This window comes from Vibrio jasicida 090810c (assembly GCF_002887615.1).
GTDB classification, from domain to species: Bacteria; Pseudomonadota; Gammaproteobacteria; order Enterobacterales; family Vibrionaceae; genus Vibrio; species Vibrio jasicida.
The window spans coordinates 2,879,098-2,895,432 of record NZ_CP025792.1; the positions used below are offsets into that span (position 1 = coordinate 2,879,098).

A 16,335-nucleotide genomic window follows, 5' to 3' on the forward strand; every position below is an offset into this window, starting at 1 on the left:
ACAAAAAAGGTCGGCTTAGTGCCGACCTTTTTATTTGCGAATTTCGTTTATTCAGCGTTTGCTGAATTCGCTTCGCTAGATTCTTCTTCTTTAGCTTCTACCGCCATATCAACAGTTTGGTTGTCGATGAGGCGTGCTTTACCTAAGAAGGCAGACATCAAGATCACGGCTTGAGTGGTCTCTGTTGTGATTGCTTGAAGTGTGCGAGCATCACGAATGAAGATTTCATCTGGCTGCAAACCGGCAGCGCGTAATTGATCATTCGCATCTTCAATCACTGAAGCGTAATCGTCACGACCACCACGCATCGCGCTACTGATCCAGCGCATAGTACGTGCTAAAACAGGTGCGCGTTGACGCTCATCAATCGTTAGCAGGCCATTGCGAGAGCTCATTGCAAGGCCGTCCATTTCACGAACGGTTGCGACACCTACGATTTCGATGTCCATTGCTAGATCATCAACCATCTTACGAATAACAGCAAGCTGTTGGAAATCTTTTTCACCAAAGCAAGCTACATCAGGTTGAACGATGTTGAATAACTTATTTACGATAGTCGTCACGCCACGGAAATGGCCCGGACGAGAAGCGCCTTCAAGAATCGTAGAAAGCCCAGGCACATCGACAAAAGTCTGTTTATCTAAGCCTTCAGGGTAAATGGTCTCTGGTGTCGGTGTGAATACCAACTCGACGCCTTCGCCGCTTAGCTTGCTAAGATCTTCTTCAAGTGTACGAGGGTAGTTATTTAAATCGTCTGCACGTTCAAACTGCATCGGGTTGACAAAGATGCTTACCACAACGACATCGGCGTACTCGCGTGCTTTACGAACCAGTGTTAGATGGCCTTCGTGTAGGTTGCCCATGGTTGGGACAAACGCAACTTTACGACCTTCACGTTTGAACGTCTTGATCTGTTCACGAATGGCTGAGATTTCTGCAAAAGTGTGCATGCATTTATCCTCTAGGCAATAGTATGAGCGTCGTCTGGGAACACTGCGCTTTCAACGTCTGCCATGTATTTTGCCACAGCTGTACGCATATCGCCTGTTTCAGCAAGGAAGTTTTTCGAGAACTTTGGCATGTAGTTCGCCGAAATTCCGAACATATCGTGCATAACTAGGATTTGACCGTCCGTTACGTTACCTGCACCGATGCCAATTACTGGTACATCAAGTACTTGAGTAATACGAGCTGCCAATTCAGCTGGAACACACTCGAGTAAAACAATTTGAGCGCCGGCTTCTTGCAGTGCTAATGCATCTTTTACCATACGATCGGCTTTTTCTTGATCGCGACCTTGCACTTTGTAACCACCAAAGATGTTTACAGATTGTGGTGTTAGGCCCAAGTGTGCACAGACTGGTACCGCGCGTTCCGTGAGCATTTTTACGGTATCTACTAACCAGTCGCCGCCTTCAATTTTTACCATATTTGCGCCAGCACGCATGAGTACTGCTGCGTTCTCACACGCTTGCTCTGGCGTTGCATAGCTCATGAATGGCATATCAGCCATCAAAAGACAATTCGGGCTACCAGCGCGTACACAGCGAGTGTGATAAGCAATATCTTCAACAGTAACAGGTAACGTGTCGGTCTTACCTTGCAGAACCATGCCTAGAGAGTCACCTACCAGTAAAACTGGCATTTCTTGGCTTTCGAAAAGTTGGGCAAAGCTTGCATCGTATGCAGTTGAAGTAGCAAATTTACGACCTTCTTGCTTCCACTTAATCAGGTCGTTAATGGTCATTTTTTTCATTGTTTTATCCTCACTAGGAGTTGGCTATGACTGCCAAATATTGAGGCCGTTGCGATCTACTTTTTCAAGTAGTGACGACACCTCGATCCCGTCTGGGAGTTGTAAACTTGGTGCAATTTCCGCAAGAGGGTAGAGTACGAACTCGCGCTCTCTCATTCCATAATGTGGAACTGTCAGTCTTTCGGAATCAATCACCTCATTGCCGTATAACACGATGTCGAGATCCAAGGTTCTTGGTCCCCAACGCTCGTCTTTACGGACACGCCCTTGTTCTTGCTCTATTGCTTGGGTGCAATCGAGCAGTTCAAGTGGCGTCAAATTGGTTTTAATTGCCACAACCGCATTGATGTAATCCGGCTGGTTTTGCGGACCCATTGGTGTGCTGCTGTATAGCGAAGAAGCTTGAATAAACTCTGTTTTAGGCAGGGTCTTCAGCGCTTCAATCGCTAATTTAGCTTGGCTGACGGGATCAGCCAAGTTACTGCCTACCGCAATGTACGCTGTGATCATGAGTTTGGTTTACTCTTTTTCTTGCGATAGGTTTTACGACGTCGTTGGCCTGTTTTTGGTGCTTGGCCATCTAGGTCTGCCGCCATGGCTTGGCGCATTTCTCGGCCAGCATTTTGGAAAGTTTCCCACCACTTAGCAAGCTTCTGAGTGTCGCCGCCTTCAATTTCACCGCGCATTTCAAGAAAATCAAAGCCAGCTCTAAATTTATTGAGCTCCATCAGGCGGAAAGCACGTTTACCATTGCGACGTGGAAGACGTAATTGCAGCTGCCAAATCTCGCGTATGGTCGCGGTATGACGGCGCGGAATGGCGATTGAACGTACTTGGTCATCAAGAATGATGTTGCTTGCTTCCATGATGGCATCGTAATGGCACAGATTACGCTGTTCCATGAGTTTGTCTGCCATTGCACACAGTGGGTACCACAGCATTGCAGCAAACATAAAGGCAGGGTTAATACGCTTACCTTCTTCGATGCGCATATCGGTTGAATCCAACACTAAATCAAGCATTTGCTCAGTATGAGATTCATAATCTTCAGTGAAGTGCTCTGAAATTGCAGGGAACAACTGTTGGAATAAGTTGTATTCACGCAATAAATGGTAGGTTTCTAGCCCATACCCAGACTGAAGCAGTTTCAGTGATTCCTCGAACAGACGTGCCGATGGAATATCACGTAGTAGTGGTGCCATCTCTTCGATTGGTGCCGCGGTATCTTCTTCGATATCGAAGTCCAATTTCACCGCAAAGCGAACTGCACGCAGCATACGTACTGGGTCTTCGCGGTAACGGGTTTCTGGGTCACCGATCAGGCGAATAAGGCGATCTTCTAGATCTTCAATACCACGCGCATAATCGTGAATTGAGTAGTCTGCGATGTTGTAGTACATCGAGTTAATCGTGAAGTCGCGACGTTCGGCATCTTCATCTACGGTGCCGTATACGTTGTCGCGAAGTAGCATCCCTTCTTTCGATTGCTGGGAGATACTTTTGTTCTGTTGCTCTTGGTGGTGACCACGGAACGTTGCAACTTCGATGATGTCTCGACCAAACATAATGTGTGCGAGACGGAAGCGACGACCGATCAAACGGCAGTTTCTAAATAACTGTTTGATCTGCTCTGGTGTCGCGTTCGTTGCAATATCAAAGTCTTTTGGTTTTTGTCCAAGCAGTAAGTCTCGAACCCCGCCACCTACAAGATAAGCATCGAAACCGGCACCGTTCAGTCGGTATAGCACTTTCAGTGCATTGTCACTGATATGCTTACGCGAGATGTTGTGCTCTTCACGAGTAATTACATTAAGAGCGAGTTCTGGGATCATGGCAGATTCGCTTGGTGTATAGTCGTTTGTATTCATGTGCATCTGGCAATAACTGGGTTTAATCCAATCTTGCTTTGGTTAGTTTCTACGCCTCGAGGGCCAATTTTGCGGCTAATGATAGCCTACGCAGTGCCATTTGAGAATCACGGTGTGATCTCGATCTCTGCTGGAAGCTGTTCTAAGTGCCAATTTTCGCAACCCCAACGCAGTATTTCTTCAAGGTTTGCGCCTTTTACATCGTCAGGTATATCAAAGCCTAAAAATGTCATGGCATGCAGCAGAGCTGGCTTCGGATTGTCGACATCAATAGCCGTCGCATGGTTTTGTTTTGACAGCTTATTACCGTTTGAATCCATCGCTAACGGTAAGTGTAAATAGCTTACTTCTGGTTGCCCAAGTATTTGGTACAAGCTGATTTGACGACCTGTGGGCTCAATTAAATCCGCACCACGAACGACTTCGGTAACCCCTTGGTCGATGTCATCTAATACTACCGCAAGATTATAGGCAAATAATCCATCTCGACGCTTAATAATGAAATCTTCATTTACTAGAGCTTCTGGAATCGTCATGGTGCCTTGTTTCTTATCGAGAAAATCAGCGATAGGTTTGGTCATTTTTAGGCGAATCGCGCCTTCTTTCAAGCCTTTATCTCGACATGTTCCCGGATAATAGCCGCCGTGTTCTTTAATTTGCTTGCGAGTACATTGGCAATAATAAGCGTCGCCATTCTTTAACCAAGCATCGATTTGTGTTTGGTATAAGTGATGACGTTCGCTTTGGTATACGACGTTGCCGTCCCAGTGCAAATGGTAAGCGCGTAGTGCACTTAGAATCTCGTCAGAAGCTCCCAGCATTTCTCTGGGTGGATCAAGGTCTTCGATACGTACCAACCAATCTCCGTGATTGGCTTTCGCTTGAAAGTAGCTGCCGAGCGCAGCTACTAACGATCCAAAATGTAATGGCCCAGAAGGGGATGGTGCGAATCGACCTACATAGCGTGTCATGCGTGTATCTCGAAATTATTCTAATAAAGCTAAGCCAAAACAAAAAGGGAGCCTGAGCTCCCTTTCAATAATCATCATGCTTGGTTGATTAACCTTGCATTTGTTTCTCTTTGATCTCTGCAAGTGTTTTACAGTCGATACAAAGGTCTGCGGTTGGACGCGCTTCAAGGCGACGAACACCAATTTCAACACCACATGATTCACAGAAGCCGAAATCTTCTTCAGTGATTTTATCTAGTGTTTTTTCGATCTTCTTGATCAGGCGACGCTCACGGTCACGGTTACGCAGTTCTAAGCTGAACTCTTCCTCTTGAGAAGCACGGTCAACTGGATCTGGGAAGTTTGCTGCTTCGTCCTGCATATGGTGTACAGTGCGATCGACTTCTTCCCTGAGCTGATTACGCCAAGCTGTTAAGATTTTCGTAAAGTGTTCAACCTGTTCTGGTGACATGTACTCTTCACCAGGCTTTTCCTGATATGGCTCCACACCGGCAATGGCTAGGATGCCTATCGTTTTCTTCTTTGATTCTGGCATACAGCATCTCCTACTTACACCTAGTCAACTGCTTTGCAGTCAATTTAAGGCGGGTATCTATAGCAAAAAGAGGCGGTGCAGGCAATTACTGAATTGCAAACTTATCGTCATTGTGAAGATGACATCATTTTTTCTCTTAATTGATAAATTCAATAGCAGAGATTAGCTTGACTTCAGTATTGCTCAGTTCAGCTTTGTAGCAGAGAACTTCCACTCCAGCGTCTTGTGCTTGTTTTAGTAAAGTTGAATATTTCGCGTCTATATGGTGCGCCGCAGATACTTTTTCAATACCTGAATGTAAAACAGTGAATAAAAGTATGGCTCTACTTCCAGTTTGTGCCATTTCTGTGAGCTCTCGCAGGTGCTTTTGTCCTCGAGTAGTCACGGCATCAGGGAAATAGCCTTGGCCGGATGCGCTTTCTTCATCCAACAGCGTGACGCTTTTCACTTCTATATAACACTTTGATTTGTCACTTGCGCTGAGCAAGATATCAATTCGACTATTTTCATTGCCATATTTCACTTCAGTTTGAAGTTTGTCATACCCACACAGTTCTGAAATGACATTATTTTCAATTGCTTCTACGGCAAGTTGGTTAGCTCGAGCGGTGTTAATACAGATTTTATGGCCCTGTTGTGTTTCACTGAGCTCCCAACTATTGGGATATTTGCGCTTAGGGTTATCAGAAGTGGAGTACCAAACTTTGTTGCCTGGTGTGGCGCAGCCTGTCATTGCACCAGTATTGGCACAGTGGATAGTGCGAACTTCGCCGTTATCCAATTCGATATCGGCAAGAAAGCGTTTGTAGCGTTTGAGCAGAGTCGCTGACTCTAGAGTAGGTTCGAAATGCATTTTGCTTCTTTAGGGGGGACTGTTTTTATGTACAATGTTGCCAACATTACAACACAAGGTATTTCCTTTGTCACAATTGCCGATTGAAGCCGTGATGCCGCAATTACTTGCTGCGGTTAATCATCAACATCAAGTGATCTTAAAAGCTGCGCCGGGTGCCGGTAAGTCGACATTCTTTCCTCTAAAGCTTCTTCAAAGCCAAACCGTCACGGGCAAAATCATCATGCTAGAACCAAGACGTTTAGCGGCTCGTAATATTGCGCGTTATCTAGCACAGCAGTTGGGGGAACAAGTTGGAGATCGAGTTGGTTATCGTGTACGTGGTGAGACGAAGGTAAGTAAAAATACGCAACTTGAAATTGTAACGGAAGGGATCATGACTCGGATGATCCAAAATGACCCAGAGTTAGATGGCATCGACCTGCTAATCTTTGATGAGTTTCATGAGCGAAGTATTCATGCTGATACGGCATTGGCCTTTAGTTTAGAAGTTCAAGAAGCACTGCGAGACGATTTAAAGCTGGTGGTGATGTCGGCAACACTTGACCAAGATGCCTTGCAATCCTTATTACCGGAGGCGGTTTACATTGAGTCGGAAGGTCGTAGTTTTGAGGTGGAAACGCGTTATTTACCTCTGGGTACAAATGATCATTTGCCCACATCAATGGCAAGGACGATTGAAAGCCTAATTCAGAAAGAAACAGGGTCGTTGCTCGCCTTTCTGCCTGGCGTTGGGGCCATTAAGCAGGTCGCGGAACGTTTGTCACATCTTCCTAATTCTGTGGAAGTTTGCCCTTTATATGGTCAATTGAGCTTTGCCGAGCAACAAAAAGCCATTGCTCCCGCTTCTGGAGGTAAACGCAAAGTCGTGCTCGCGACTAATATTGCTGAAACTTCTTTGACCATTGAAGGCATTCGATTGGTCGTCGATTCTGGATTAGAACGTGTGGCGCGTTTTGATTTGAAGAATGGACTTACGCGCTTGGAGCAAGTGCGAGTGGCACAATCGTCTGCGATTCAACGTGCTGGTCGAGCAGGGCGTATTGAAGAGGGCATTTGCGTCCGATTGTATTCGGAAAGCCAATTCAAGCAGCAACCGCAAGTTCCCCAACCAGAAATCCTGCACTCAGATTTAGCAAGCTTGGTCATGGAACTATCATTCTGGGGAGCAGGGGATATCGCAGAGCTTAAATGGTTGAATATTCCTTCTTCAGCATCGCTTGCTCAGGCTAAACAGCTGTTGATTCCTTTAGGGTTACTTACCGAGCAAGGCCAACTCACTTCTGCAGGTAAAACGGCCCACGCTCTTGGTGTAGAGCCGCGCTCAGCAGCAATGCTGATTCAAGCACAGCAGTGCAGTGAAAAAATGCTAAATACCGCTTTGGCTGCGGTCGCCCTAATTGAAGAGCCCGAGCGCAATGTGACTAACATCGCGCATAGCCTACATCGCTGGGTAAGTGGTACACATGCAAAGAAAGCTATATTGCACAAGCGATCTCAAGCGCTGGCGCACAAACTGGATACGGTATTCAGCCTACCTGATGTTGATGAGCGAGTGCTAGCGTTAGTATTGAGCTTAGCTTTCCCCGATCGCATTGCGCAGCAGCGTGTTAACCAATATGGTCGTTTTACTTTGTCGAACGGGCATGGTGCTGAGTGTCGACCAGAAGAGACACTCGGTGGTTGTGATTACTTAGTTGCGATTGATTTGATGCGCTCGCATTCTAACTCAAGCCAAATTAACCTAGCTTGTGACTTAGATATCAACGCATTACAAGAAACGTTCGAGCACCTTTTCACGACGGCTGAGCTGGTTGATTGGGATGAGAAAAAAGGCCGTTTGATTGCCGAACGCCAAATCAAACTTGATCAACTGGTGATTAAGCGTGAAGCCTTGCCGAGTCCGGGTAAAGAAAAAATGACACAAGCTTTACTCACTTATGTCCGCCGTCAGGGCTTACAGAGTCTAAACTGGACGTCGGCAGCGGAAAATTTGTTAGAACGTATTCGCTGCGCAGTGGAATGGTTACCTGAGCAAGCTTGGCCAAGTTTTGATGAGACCAGTTTGCTTAATGGCCTAGGAGAGTGGCTAGAGCCGTACATGAGCACGGTTTCATCGGCGAAAGATTTGGCGAAAGTGAACCTAGTGGAAGCGTTGAACGCTCGATTAGGTTGGCCGTTGAATCAACAGATTGATGAGTGGTTGCCAGAAGATTATCGCTTACCAACAGGTTCGAAAAAGCGCATTCGTTACCAATTTGGTCATGAGCCTGTGCTGTCAGTGCGTATGCAAGAAGTGTTTGGAGAGAGCACTTCTCCAACGGTGGCACAAGGTCGCAAGCGATTGGTGTTAGAGTTACTTTCTCCAGCACAACGGCCTCTTCAGGTGACAACGGATTTAGCTGCCTTTTGGGCAGGAAGCTACAAAGAAGTGCAAAAAGAGATGAAAGGCCGATATCCAAAACACGTTTGGCCTGATGATCCTGCCACTCATGTAGCGACAACAAAAACAAAAAGACAATTGAATAATGACTGATACAAAAAAGCCCGGTGCAAAAAGAGCTCCAGCCAAGAAAACAACGTCAAGTAAGGCGACAACGACGAAGAAAAGTTCGCCTAAGCGTCCTAGACGATCGCCATCGAAAAAGCCAAGCAATGGTAAACGTTCTTGGTTGAAAATCATTTGGTCATTCAGTTGGAAGGCGTGTATTGCGTTGGCCGCAGTATTGCTTTTCGTCGGGATTTATTTAGATAGTGTGGTGAAAGATCGTTTCGATGGGCAGTTGTTTGATTTGCCAACGGTCGTGTACGCTCGCATTCTCAATTTGAATCCTGGTGAAAACATAACCATCAAAGAAATGCGTAACGAGCTAGATGTTTTGAATTACCGTAAGGTTAGTCAACCGCGTTATCCTGGCGAATACTCTTCCTCTTCCACTCGTATTGAGCTTATTCGTCGTCCTTTTGAATTTGCTGATGGCCCTGAGCCTGATCGTCACGTGATGTTGCATTTCTCAAGCAGCGGCTTAACGCGCATTCAATCTCTCGAATCAAAAGGAGATTTAGGTTACTTGCGTATTGAACCTAAGATGTTGGGTATGCTGGAGAAAGATCAAAACGAACAACGATTGTTCCTACGTCGTGATCAGTTCCCTGAAATTCTTGTCGATGCACTTCTTGCGACCGAAGATCGTGATTTCTATCAGCATGATGGAGTCTCTCCTTTGGCGATTGGTCGTGCACTTGTTGCCAACATCAAGGCAGGCCGTACCGTACAAGGTGGCAGTACGCTGACCCAGCAGTTAGCAAAAAACTTATTCCTGACACGCGATAAAACCTTGTGGCGAAAAGTCCGTGAGGCGTACATTGCTCTGATTCTGGACTACCGCTACAGCAAAGACCGTATTCTTGAAGCTTACCTGAATGAAGTCTACTTAGGTCAGAGCGGTGGGGATGCAATCCATGGCTTTGCTTTGGCATCGCGTTACTACTTCGGTCAACCGATTCAAGAGCTTCGTATCGACCAACTCGCTATGTTGGTGGGTATGGTGAAAGGACCGTCTTACTACAACCCAATTCGTTACCCTGAGCGCACCAAAACGCGTCGTGACTTGGTATTGCGTCTGTTGATGCAGCAAGACATGCTGACTTCTGAACAGTATGAACAAGCAGTCAATCGTCCGTTAGATACGCAAAGTAAACCTCGTATAGCAAGCCGTCAGCCCGCTTATTTCCAGCAACTGAATATTGAGCTGAAAGAAAAAGTGGGTGATAACTTCAAAGCTGAAACGGGGTTACGTTTGTTTACGTCTCTCGATCCTGTTTCGCAAAGTAAGCTAGAACAAGCGATTGCGAAAAAGGTACCTGAGTTGGCTAAGCGAGCAGGTAAAGAACTTGAAGCTGCAGCGGTTGCGGTTGACCGTCATAGTGGCGAGATTCGTGCCATGGTTGGTGGTAAGCGTGTCGGCTACGAGGGCTTTAACCGAGCATTGAATGCGAGTCGTCCAATTGGTTCGTTAGTGAAGCCTGCAATTTACTTGACGGCATTAGAGCAACCAGAGAAATACAACCTCGCTACCACGCTTCACGATACGCCGTTAAGTTTGAAAGGCAGTAAGGGTAGCGTTTGGTCGCCACGTAATTTCGACCGTAAATTCCGTGGTGATGTGCCTCTATACCTAGCACTAGCGAAATCTCTTAATGTGCCAACCGTTCGTTTGGGGATGGAACTCGGTATTCCTGAGGTTTCTGATACGCTAGAACGTCTCGGCGTTGATAAAAATGAGATCCGCCCAGTGCCATCTATGTTCTTAGGTTCTTTCTCTCTGACGCCATTTGAAGTCGCACAGATGTACCAGACTGTAACAAACTCGGGTAAACGCGCGAAACTGTCAGCATTGCGTTCGGTTATCGATATGGATGGTAATGTGATTTATCAATCACTGCCTCGTTCGGCTCAGGCTGTTGATCAGCAAGCGGCATGGCTAACTACATACGCAATGAAGCAAGGTGTTGCACAAGGAACTGGCCGTTTCTTACAAAGCCAATTCTCATGGGCGGCGTTAGCAGGTAAAACGGGCACCAGTAATGACAGCCGTGATAGTTGGTTTGTCGGTGTTGATGGTCGGGAAGTGACAACCGTTTGGCTGGGGCGCGATGATAATAAATCTACCAAGTTGACGGGTTCAAGCGGTGCTCTGCGTGTTTACGCTGAATATTTGCAGCAACGTATTCCTGAGCGACTGGAATTGCCATGGCCAAAAGAAGTGACGACATTGGGTTTCCAAAAAGCGGCGAATGGTGCGTTGGAACTGAACTGTCGTAGCGAATATAAGTTGCCAGTGTGGGATAAAACAGGCCAAATAAAACAGCAGTGCGAGAAAAAATCGAACTGGTTGAATAATTTATTTGATTGGTAAGGCTACCAAAAACGCTATCACTGACTTGTTTCATTGGTCGATTCTTAGTAAAAGTAGTTGATCAATATTCAGTAAAGGAAGATGTGAATGTTCAAAAAGATGTCCAATAGCCCGTTAGTGCATGGTTTTGCGCTTTGGGTCTGCTCCTTTTTGATTGCCACACCTTCCTTTGCTAAACATCTCGAAGAGGACGGCTCTCGTCCTAAAATTGCGGTGGTTCTCGCTGGTGGTGGTGCGAAAGGCGCTGCGCATATTGGTGTGCTTAAAGCCCTTGAAGAGATGAACATTCCCGTTGATATCATTACCGGCACAAGCATGGGCGCTTATGTCGGTGGTTTGTACGCGACGGGTATGAGTGCTGATGACATTGAGAGTTTTATCTACAGCGTGGATTGGAACAGCGGTTACCGAGATCGCGTTGATCGCAGCCAACGTCGCGTTCGCGACAAAGAATACGAAGACCGCTACCAAATAACGACAGATCTTGGTCTGAGGTTTGGTGAGGTGCGTTCCCCAACAGGTGTTGTGCAAGGGCAGAACATGTTGCGCATTCTGCGCGAAACGACGGGCAATCTAGGACGCTTTGACTCTTTTGACCAACTTGCTATCCCTTATCGTTCTGTCGCGACTGACATCGTCGAGCTTGATGAAGTCGTGCTTGATAACGGTTACTTAGTTGATGCGATGATGGCGAGCATGTCGGTACCGGGCGCGCTTCCTCCATACGAGCTCAACGGTCATATGCTGGTGGATGGTGGCGTTGTCAATAACATGCCTGTTGACGTAGCGCGCGCGATGGGAGCGGATATAGTCATTGCGGTCGACATAAGTACAGATTATAAAAGCAAAGAAGACTTCACCGGCTTGTTTGCGGTTGCGGATCAGTTGTCGAATTATTTGGTGCGTCGTAGCACTCAAGAGCAAGCGGAAACTCTGAAAGATGATGATGTTTACATTCGTCCAGATGTTGGGCAAATGGAAACCGTAGAATTTGAAAAGATGCCGAGCGCATTTCAAGCTGGCTACGACATCACTAAAAAACTCAAATCCAAGCTTGAATCCTTGAGTGTCTCTAACGCGGAATACCAAAAATATATCGAGCACAAACAAGACGTTCGTAAAGGATTAGAATATGGTGATGAGCGGGTTGTTGATCAAATTGTTATTGTCAATAACACCCACTACAGTGATGTCTTACTGACCAACCGACTCGAGCTTGATACTGGTCGTCCTCTCAAAACGGCTGAAATCGAAAAAGCAGTCGAAAATCTTTATGCCTTAGATCGCTTTGAACTGATTACTTACCATTTCGAAGAGATTGAAGGTGTTAACCTACTTGTCTTTGAAGTGAATGAGAAGTCTTGGGGACCAAACTACCTGAACTTCCGATTCTTCTTAGAAGATGATTTCAATACCGATAGTCAATATGGCATCGGCATGTCGGCCAATTTCACCAACTTGAACTCTCACGGCGCCGAGCTGACCTTTAATGTGGATATGGGTACGGATAAATTGATTGAGGCGGAGCTTTATTCTCCGGTGCTTTCGAGTCAGCAGTTGTTTGTTTCTAGCAAAGTGAATTACAACACAGAGAACAGAAACCTCTCTGATAACTTTGAAAACCCCGATATTGGGTCCGTCTACGATTACCTGCCAGTGTCTTACACCGAGTTTATTACAGAGCTTGCTGCAGGTGTGCAACCTACGCTTTGGCAAGAGTTCCGAGTTGGCGGGCGCTATACCAAAGGGGCGATTGAAGCATCCACTTTTCAGTCTTTCGGTGAGCTTGATTATGAACGCTTGGGTGTATTTGCCAATTACCGCCTAGATACTTTGGACGATTTCGCCTTCCCAACGCACGGTATGCTGATCGATTTGGATTACCTGGTTTCTCACGATAAAACTCCAGAGGATTTTCGTCAGTTAAACCCAGACGGCAATATTGAAGATACCGTTTACGAGATTACCGCGCGTTTCAAGGGAGCAGTGACTCATAGTCGTCATACTTTAGTCGGACAAGCGGAATACAGCTTTGTTGAGAGCAAAAACTCGTCTGTGCCTTTAGACCCGCGTGAGCTTGGTGGTTTCTTGAATCTCTCAGGCATTCCACGTAACAGCCTGATCGGGCAGAACTTATTCTATACCAGCCTGGTGTATCGTTATAAGTGGATGGATAACGACTTCGGGCTGTTTGAAGCACCTGTGTATCTAGGTGCATCCCTTGAACACGGTGGTGTTTGGTCAGATAACGATCTGAAGCTTAATGAAGCGCCACTGTATAATGCCGCATCGATTTTCTTTGGTGTTGATTCACCAGTAGGACCAATCATGTTGGCATACGGTCGTACAGAGCAAGATTTAGATGCTGTGTACCTGATCGTTGGAACATCATTTAAATAACCGGGAAAAGGACAGCAATATCTCCGCATATTTAGCCAAAATAAACAGGACTTTAGTCGTAAGTTGCTATGTTGGTCAAAATGATGAGATTTTAATTTAAGGTTAAATTTGCTATCCTTTCGCCCACAGTTTGGCCTCTGCGGCGCTGTTTCTCAATCAAGAATTGAATGAAAACAAGGGCAATGGAGAGCCAAGTTTCCAAGGATGTTCACTCCTTTACTTTTAAAAACAGTAATAAGAAGGAGGAACCGCAATGAGAGGAAAAAGTCGTGCTTGAAGCCTACCGTAAACACGTCGAAGAGCGTGCTGCCGAAGGAGTTGTTCCTAAACCGCTAGACGCAGAACAAGTTGCTGGACTTGTTGAACTTCTGAAAAATCCCCCGCAAGGTGAAGAAGCCTTTATTCTTGACCTGCTAGAGAACCGTATCCCACCGGGCGTAGACGAAGCGGCTTATGTTAAAGCTGGCTTTTTGACTGCGGTTGCTAAAGGCGAAGTATCGTCTCCACTTGTTAGTCGTGAAAAGGCAGCAGAATTACTAGGTACGATGCAAGGTGGTTATAACATCGCTCCGCTCGTCGAGTTTTTAGATGATGATGTTCTTGCGGCTATCGCAGCAAAAGCACTGTCTCATACCCTGTTAATGTTTGATGCTTTCTATGATGTTGAAGAAAAAGCGAAAGCGGGCAACACGTTCGCTCAACAAGTCCTTCAATCTTGGGCGGAAGCCGAGTGGTTTACAACGAAAGAGAAAGTAGCGGAAAAAATCACGGTTAAAGTCTTTAAGGTAACCGGTGAAACTAACACCGATGACCTGTCTCCAGCTCCAGATGCTTGGTCTCGTCCAGATATTCCAGTACACGCGAAAGCGATGCTTAAGATGGAACGTGATGGCATAAACCCGGATCAACCTGGCAGCGTTGGTCCAATCAACCAAATTGAAGAACTGCAAAAAGACGGCATTCCACTAGCATACGTAGGTGATGTTGTTGGTACGGGTTCTTCGCGTAAATCAGCGACCAACTCAGTATTATGGTTTATGGGCGAAGATATCCCATTTGTACCAAACAAGCGTACTGGTGGTATCTGTCTAGGCGGTAAGATTGCGCCTATCTTCTACAATACGATGGAAGATTCAGGAGCGTTACCAATTGAACTAAACGTACAAGACATGAATATGGGCGATGTGATCGACATTTACCCGTACGAAGGTGTGGTTCGTAAAGAAGGTTCTGAGATCTCAAGCTTTGAACTGAGTAAAGTGCTGCTTGATGAGGTACGTGCTGGTGGTCGTATTCCATTGATCATCGGTCGTGGTCTAACGAGCCGTGCTCGAGTAGCTCTTGGTCTTGAAGAGACAGATTTGTTTGCTAAACCCGTTGATCCAACTGCTTCTGACAAAGGTTATACATTAGCTCAGAAGATGGTAGGTAAAGCATGTGGCGTAGAAGGTGTGCGTGCTGGTCAATATTGTGAGCCTAAGATGACAACGGTAGGTTCTCAGGATACGACAGGCCCTATGACGCGTGATGAGCTAAAAGATCTTGCGTGTCTTGGTTTCTCAGCGGATCTCGTGATGCAGTCATTCTGTCATACGTCAGCATATCCGAAACCAGTCGACGTGAACACGCACCACACACTACCTGATTTCATTATGAACCGTGGCGGTGTATCGCTTCGTCCAGGCGATGGTGTTATCCACTCATGGCTGAACCGTATGCTTCTGCCAGATACTGTTGGTACTGGTGGTGATTCGCATACTCGTTTCCCTCTGGGTATTTCATTCCCAGCAGGTTCTGGTCTAGTGGCATTTGCAGCAGCAACAGGCGTTATGCCTCTTGATATGCCTGAATCAATCTTGGTTCGTTTTAAAGGTGAGATGCAGCCAGGTATCACGCTACGTGATCTTGTACACGCCATTCCTCTATACGGTATCAAGCAAGGCCTGTTAACAGTAGAGAAAGCGGGTAAGATCAACGAATTCTCAGGCCGTGTCCTAGAAATTGAAGGTGTTGAACACCTGTCTGTGGAACAAGCATTTGAACTTTCAGATGCATCGGCAGAGCGCTCAGCAGCGGGTTGTACTGTGAAGCTTTCTCAAGAGTCGATTGATGAATACCTAAACTCGAACATCACTATGCTTAAATGGATGATTTCGGAAGGTTACGGTGACCGTCGTACAATCGAACGTCGTATTACTGCGATGGAAGAGTGGTTAGCAAACCCAGAGTTGATGGAAGCAGATTCAGACGCTGAATACGCACATGTGATTGAAATCGATCTAGCGGAAATCAACGAACCAATTCTTTGTGCACCTAACGATCCAGATGATGCGCGTCTTCTGTCTGACGTTCAGGGTACTCAGATTGATGAAGTATTTATCGGTTCTTGTATGACGAACATTGGTCACTTCCGTGCAGCAGGTAAATTGCTCGACAAGTTTAACGGCCAGCTTGATACTCGTTTATGGGTAGCACCACCAACCAAGATGGACCGTGACCAACTAACTGAAGAAGGTTACTACGGTATTTATGGCCGTGCCGGCGTTCGTATTGAAACGCCAGGGTGCTCGCTATGTATGGGTAACCAGGCTCGTGTTGCGGATAAAGCAACGGTAATGTCGACGTCTACTCGTAACTTCCCGAATCGTCTAGGTACTGGTGCGAACGTTTATCTATCCTCGGCTGAACTTGCTGCGGTTGGTGCGATTCTAGGTAAGATTCCAACTAAGGAAGAATACCTGTCTTACATGGACCAGATTGATGCGACAGCAGCAGACACATACCGCTACTTGAATTTCCACAAGATGGAACAGTACACCAAGAAAGCAGATGATGTGATCTTCCAAGAGCCTGCATAATCTTAGCAAGTTTTGTTAATACTTGAATAAGCGCTCACCGATTGGTGGGCGCTTTTTTTGTGGAACGCTGCGCTTCGAAAAGAGAGAATGCTTCGCTCTAGGAATCGGGAAGTAAGCGCTGGAATATTAAAGATAAACGTGTGAGCTCAAAACACGTTGATAGTCTTTGTCCCTC

11 protein-coding genes are annotated in these 16,335 nt (G+C 46.2%); 4 read left to right on the forward strand and 7 right to left on the reverse strand.

The genetic code is table 11. The annotated features are described in order from the left end of the window. Positions 1-47 precede the first annotated feature (47 nt). From panC to sfsA, 7 genes are all read right to left on the reverse strand, one after another. On the reverse strand, positions 48-950 hold the full coding sequence (panC, locus tag C1S73_RS13850) for a pantoate--beta-alanine ligase (RefSeq protein WP_038870512.1): 903 nt from the start codon (positions 948-950) through the stop codon (positions 48-50). Positions 951-961: 11 nt separating this feature from the next. Next, entirely contained in the window at positions 962-1,756 is a 795-nt protein-coding gene (gene panB / locus C1S73_RS13855; RefSeq protein WP_038870513.1) for a 3-methyl-2-oxobutanoate hydroxymethyltransferase, read from the reverse strand. A 24-nt stretch (positions 1,757-1,780) separates the two neighbouring features. Then, entirely contained in the window at positions 1,781-2,266 is a 486-nt protein-coding gene (gene folK, locus C1S73_RS13860; RefSeq protein WP_038870514.1) for a 2-amino-4-hydroxy-6-hydroxymethyldihydropteridine diphosphokinase, read from the reverse strand. Further along, complete coding sequence (pcnB, locus tag C1S73_RS13865) at positions 2,263-3,630, reverse strand: polynucleotide adenylyltransferase PcnB (protein WP_038870516.1); 1,368 nt, start codon at positions 3,628-3,630, stop codon at positions 2,263-2,265. Before pcnB ends, folK begins: the two co-directional genes overlap by 4 nt. Before the next feature lie 101 nt (positions 3,631-3,731). Next, the gene (gene gluQRS, locus C1S73_RS13870) at positions 3,732-4,595 is read right to left on the reverse strand and encodes a tRNA glutamyl-Q(34) synthetase GluQRS (RefSeq protein ID WP_038870518.1); all 864 of its coding nucleotides are present in this window, start codon (positions 4,593-4,595) and stop codon (positions 3,732-3,734) included. Between the two features lie 88 nt (positions 4,596-4,683). Then, positions 4,684-5,130, reverse strand: a complete 447-nt coding sequence (gene dksA, locus C1S73_RS13875) for an RNA polymerase-binding protein DksA (RefSeq protein WP_010450149.1) — start codon at positions 5,128-5,130, stop codon at positions 4,684-4,686. Between the two features lie 136 nt (positions 5,131-5,266). Next, a complete protein-coding gene (gene sfsA, locus C1S73_RS13880; RefSeq protein ID WP_038870521.1) occupies positions 5,267-5,983 on the reverse strand; it encodes a DNA/RNA nuclease SfsA in 717 nt (238 codons plus the stop codon). Positions 5,984-6,050: 67 nt separating this feature from the next. Between sfsA and hrpB the strand changes: the two genes are divergently transcribed. From hrpB to acnB, 4 genes are all read left to right on the forward strand, one after another. Beyond that, positions 6,051-8,519: an ATP-dependent helicase HrpB gene (hrpB, locus tag C1S73_RS13885; RefSeq protein ID WP_038870522.1), complete on the forward strand. Its 2,469-nt coding sequence runs from the start codon at positions 6,051-6,053 to the stop codon at positions 8,517-8,519. Continuing rightward, the gene (mrcB, locus tag C1S73_RS13890; protein WP_038870524.1) at positions 8,512-10,902 is read left to right on the forward strand and encodes a penicillin-binding protein 1B; all 2,391 of its coding nucleotides are present in this window, start codon (positions 8,512-8,514) and stop codon (positions 10,900-10,902) included. Before hrpB ends, mrcB begins: the two co-directional genes overlap by 8 nt. Positions 10,903-10,989: 87 nt before the next feature. Continuing rightward, positions 10,990-13,302 carry a patatin-like phospholipase family protein gene (locus C1S73_RS13895; protein ID WP_038870526.1) on the forward strand — a complete coding sequence of 771 codons (2,313 nt, stop codon included), beginning with the start codon at positions 10,990-10,992 and terminating at the stop codon, positions 13,300-13,302. Between the two features lie 269 nt (positions 13,303-13,571). Continuing rightward, positions 13,572-16,160: a bifunctional aconitate hydratase 2/2-methylisocitrate dehydratase gene (gene acnB, locus C1S73_RS13900; protein WP_038870528.1), complete on the forward strand. Its 2,589-nt coding sequence runs from the start codon at positions 13,572-13,574 to the stop codon at positions 16,158-16,160. Positions 16,161-16,335: the final 175 nt, after the last annotated feature.

What these genes read in the sequence shown, in the direction of transcription:
- folK (WP_038870514.1), bottom strand. Translation starts at nt 2,266, where the DNA reads ATGATCACAGCGTACATTGCGGTAGGCAGTAACTTGGCTGATCCCGTC.
- pcnB (WP_038870516.1), bottom strand. Translation starts at nt 3,630, where the DNA reads ATGCACATGAATACAAACGACTATACACCAAGCGAATCTGCCATGATC.
- sfsA (WP_038870521.1), bottom strand. Translation starts at nt 5,983, where the DNA reads ATGCATTTCGAACCTACTCTAGAGTCAGCGACTCTGCTCAAACGCTAC.
- mrcB (WP_038870524.1), top strand. Translation starts at nt 8,512, where the DNA reads ATGACTGATACAAAAAAGCCCGGTGCAAAAAGAGCTCCAGCCAAGAAA.
- dksA (WP_010450149.1), bottom strand. Translation starts at nt 5,130, where the DNA reads ATGCCAGAATCAAAGAAGAAAACGATAGGCATCCTAGCCATTGCCGGT.
- gluQRS (WP_038870518.1), bottom strand. Translation starts at nt 4,595, where the DNA reads ATGACACGCTATGTAGGTCGATTCGCACCATCCCCTTCTGGGCCATTA.
- panC (WP_038870512.1), bottom strand. Translation starts at nt 950, where the DNA reads ATGCACACTTTTGCAGAAATCTCAGCCATTCGTGAACAGATCAAGACG.
- panB (WP_038870513.1), bottom strand. Translation starts at nt 1,756, where the DNA reads ATGAAAAAAATGACCATTAACGACCTGATTAAGTGGAAGCAAGAAGGT.
- C1S73_RS13895 (WP_038870526.1), top strand. Translation starts at nt 10,990, where the DNA reads ATGTTCAAAAAGATGTCCAATAGCCCGTTAGTGCATGGTTTTGCGCTT.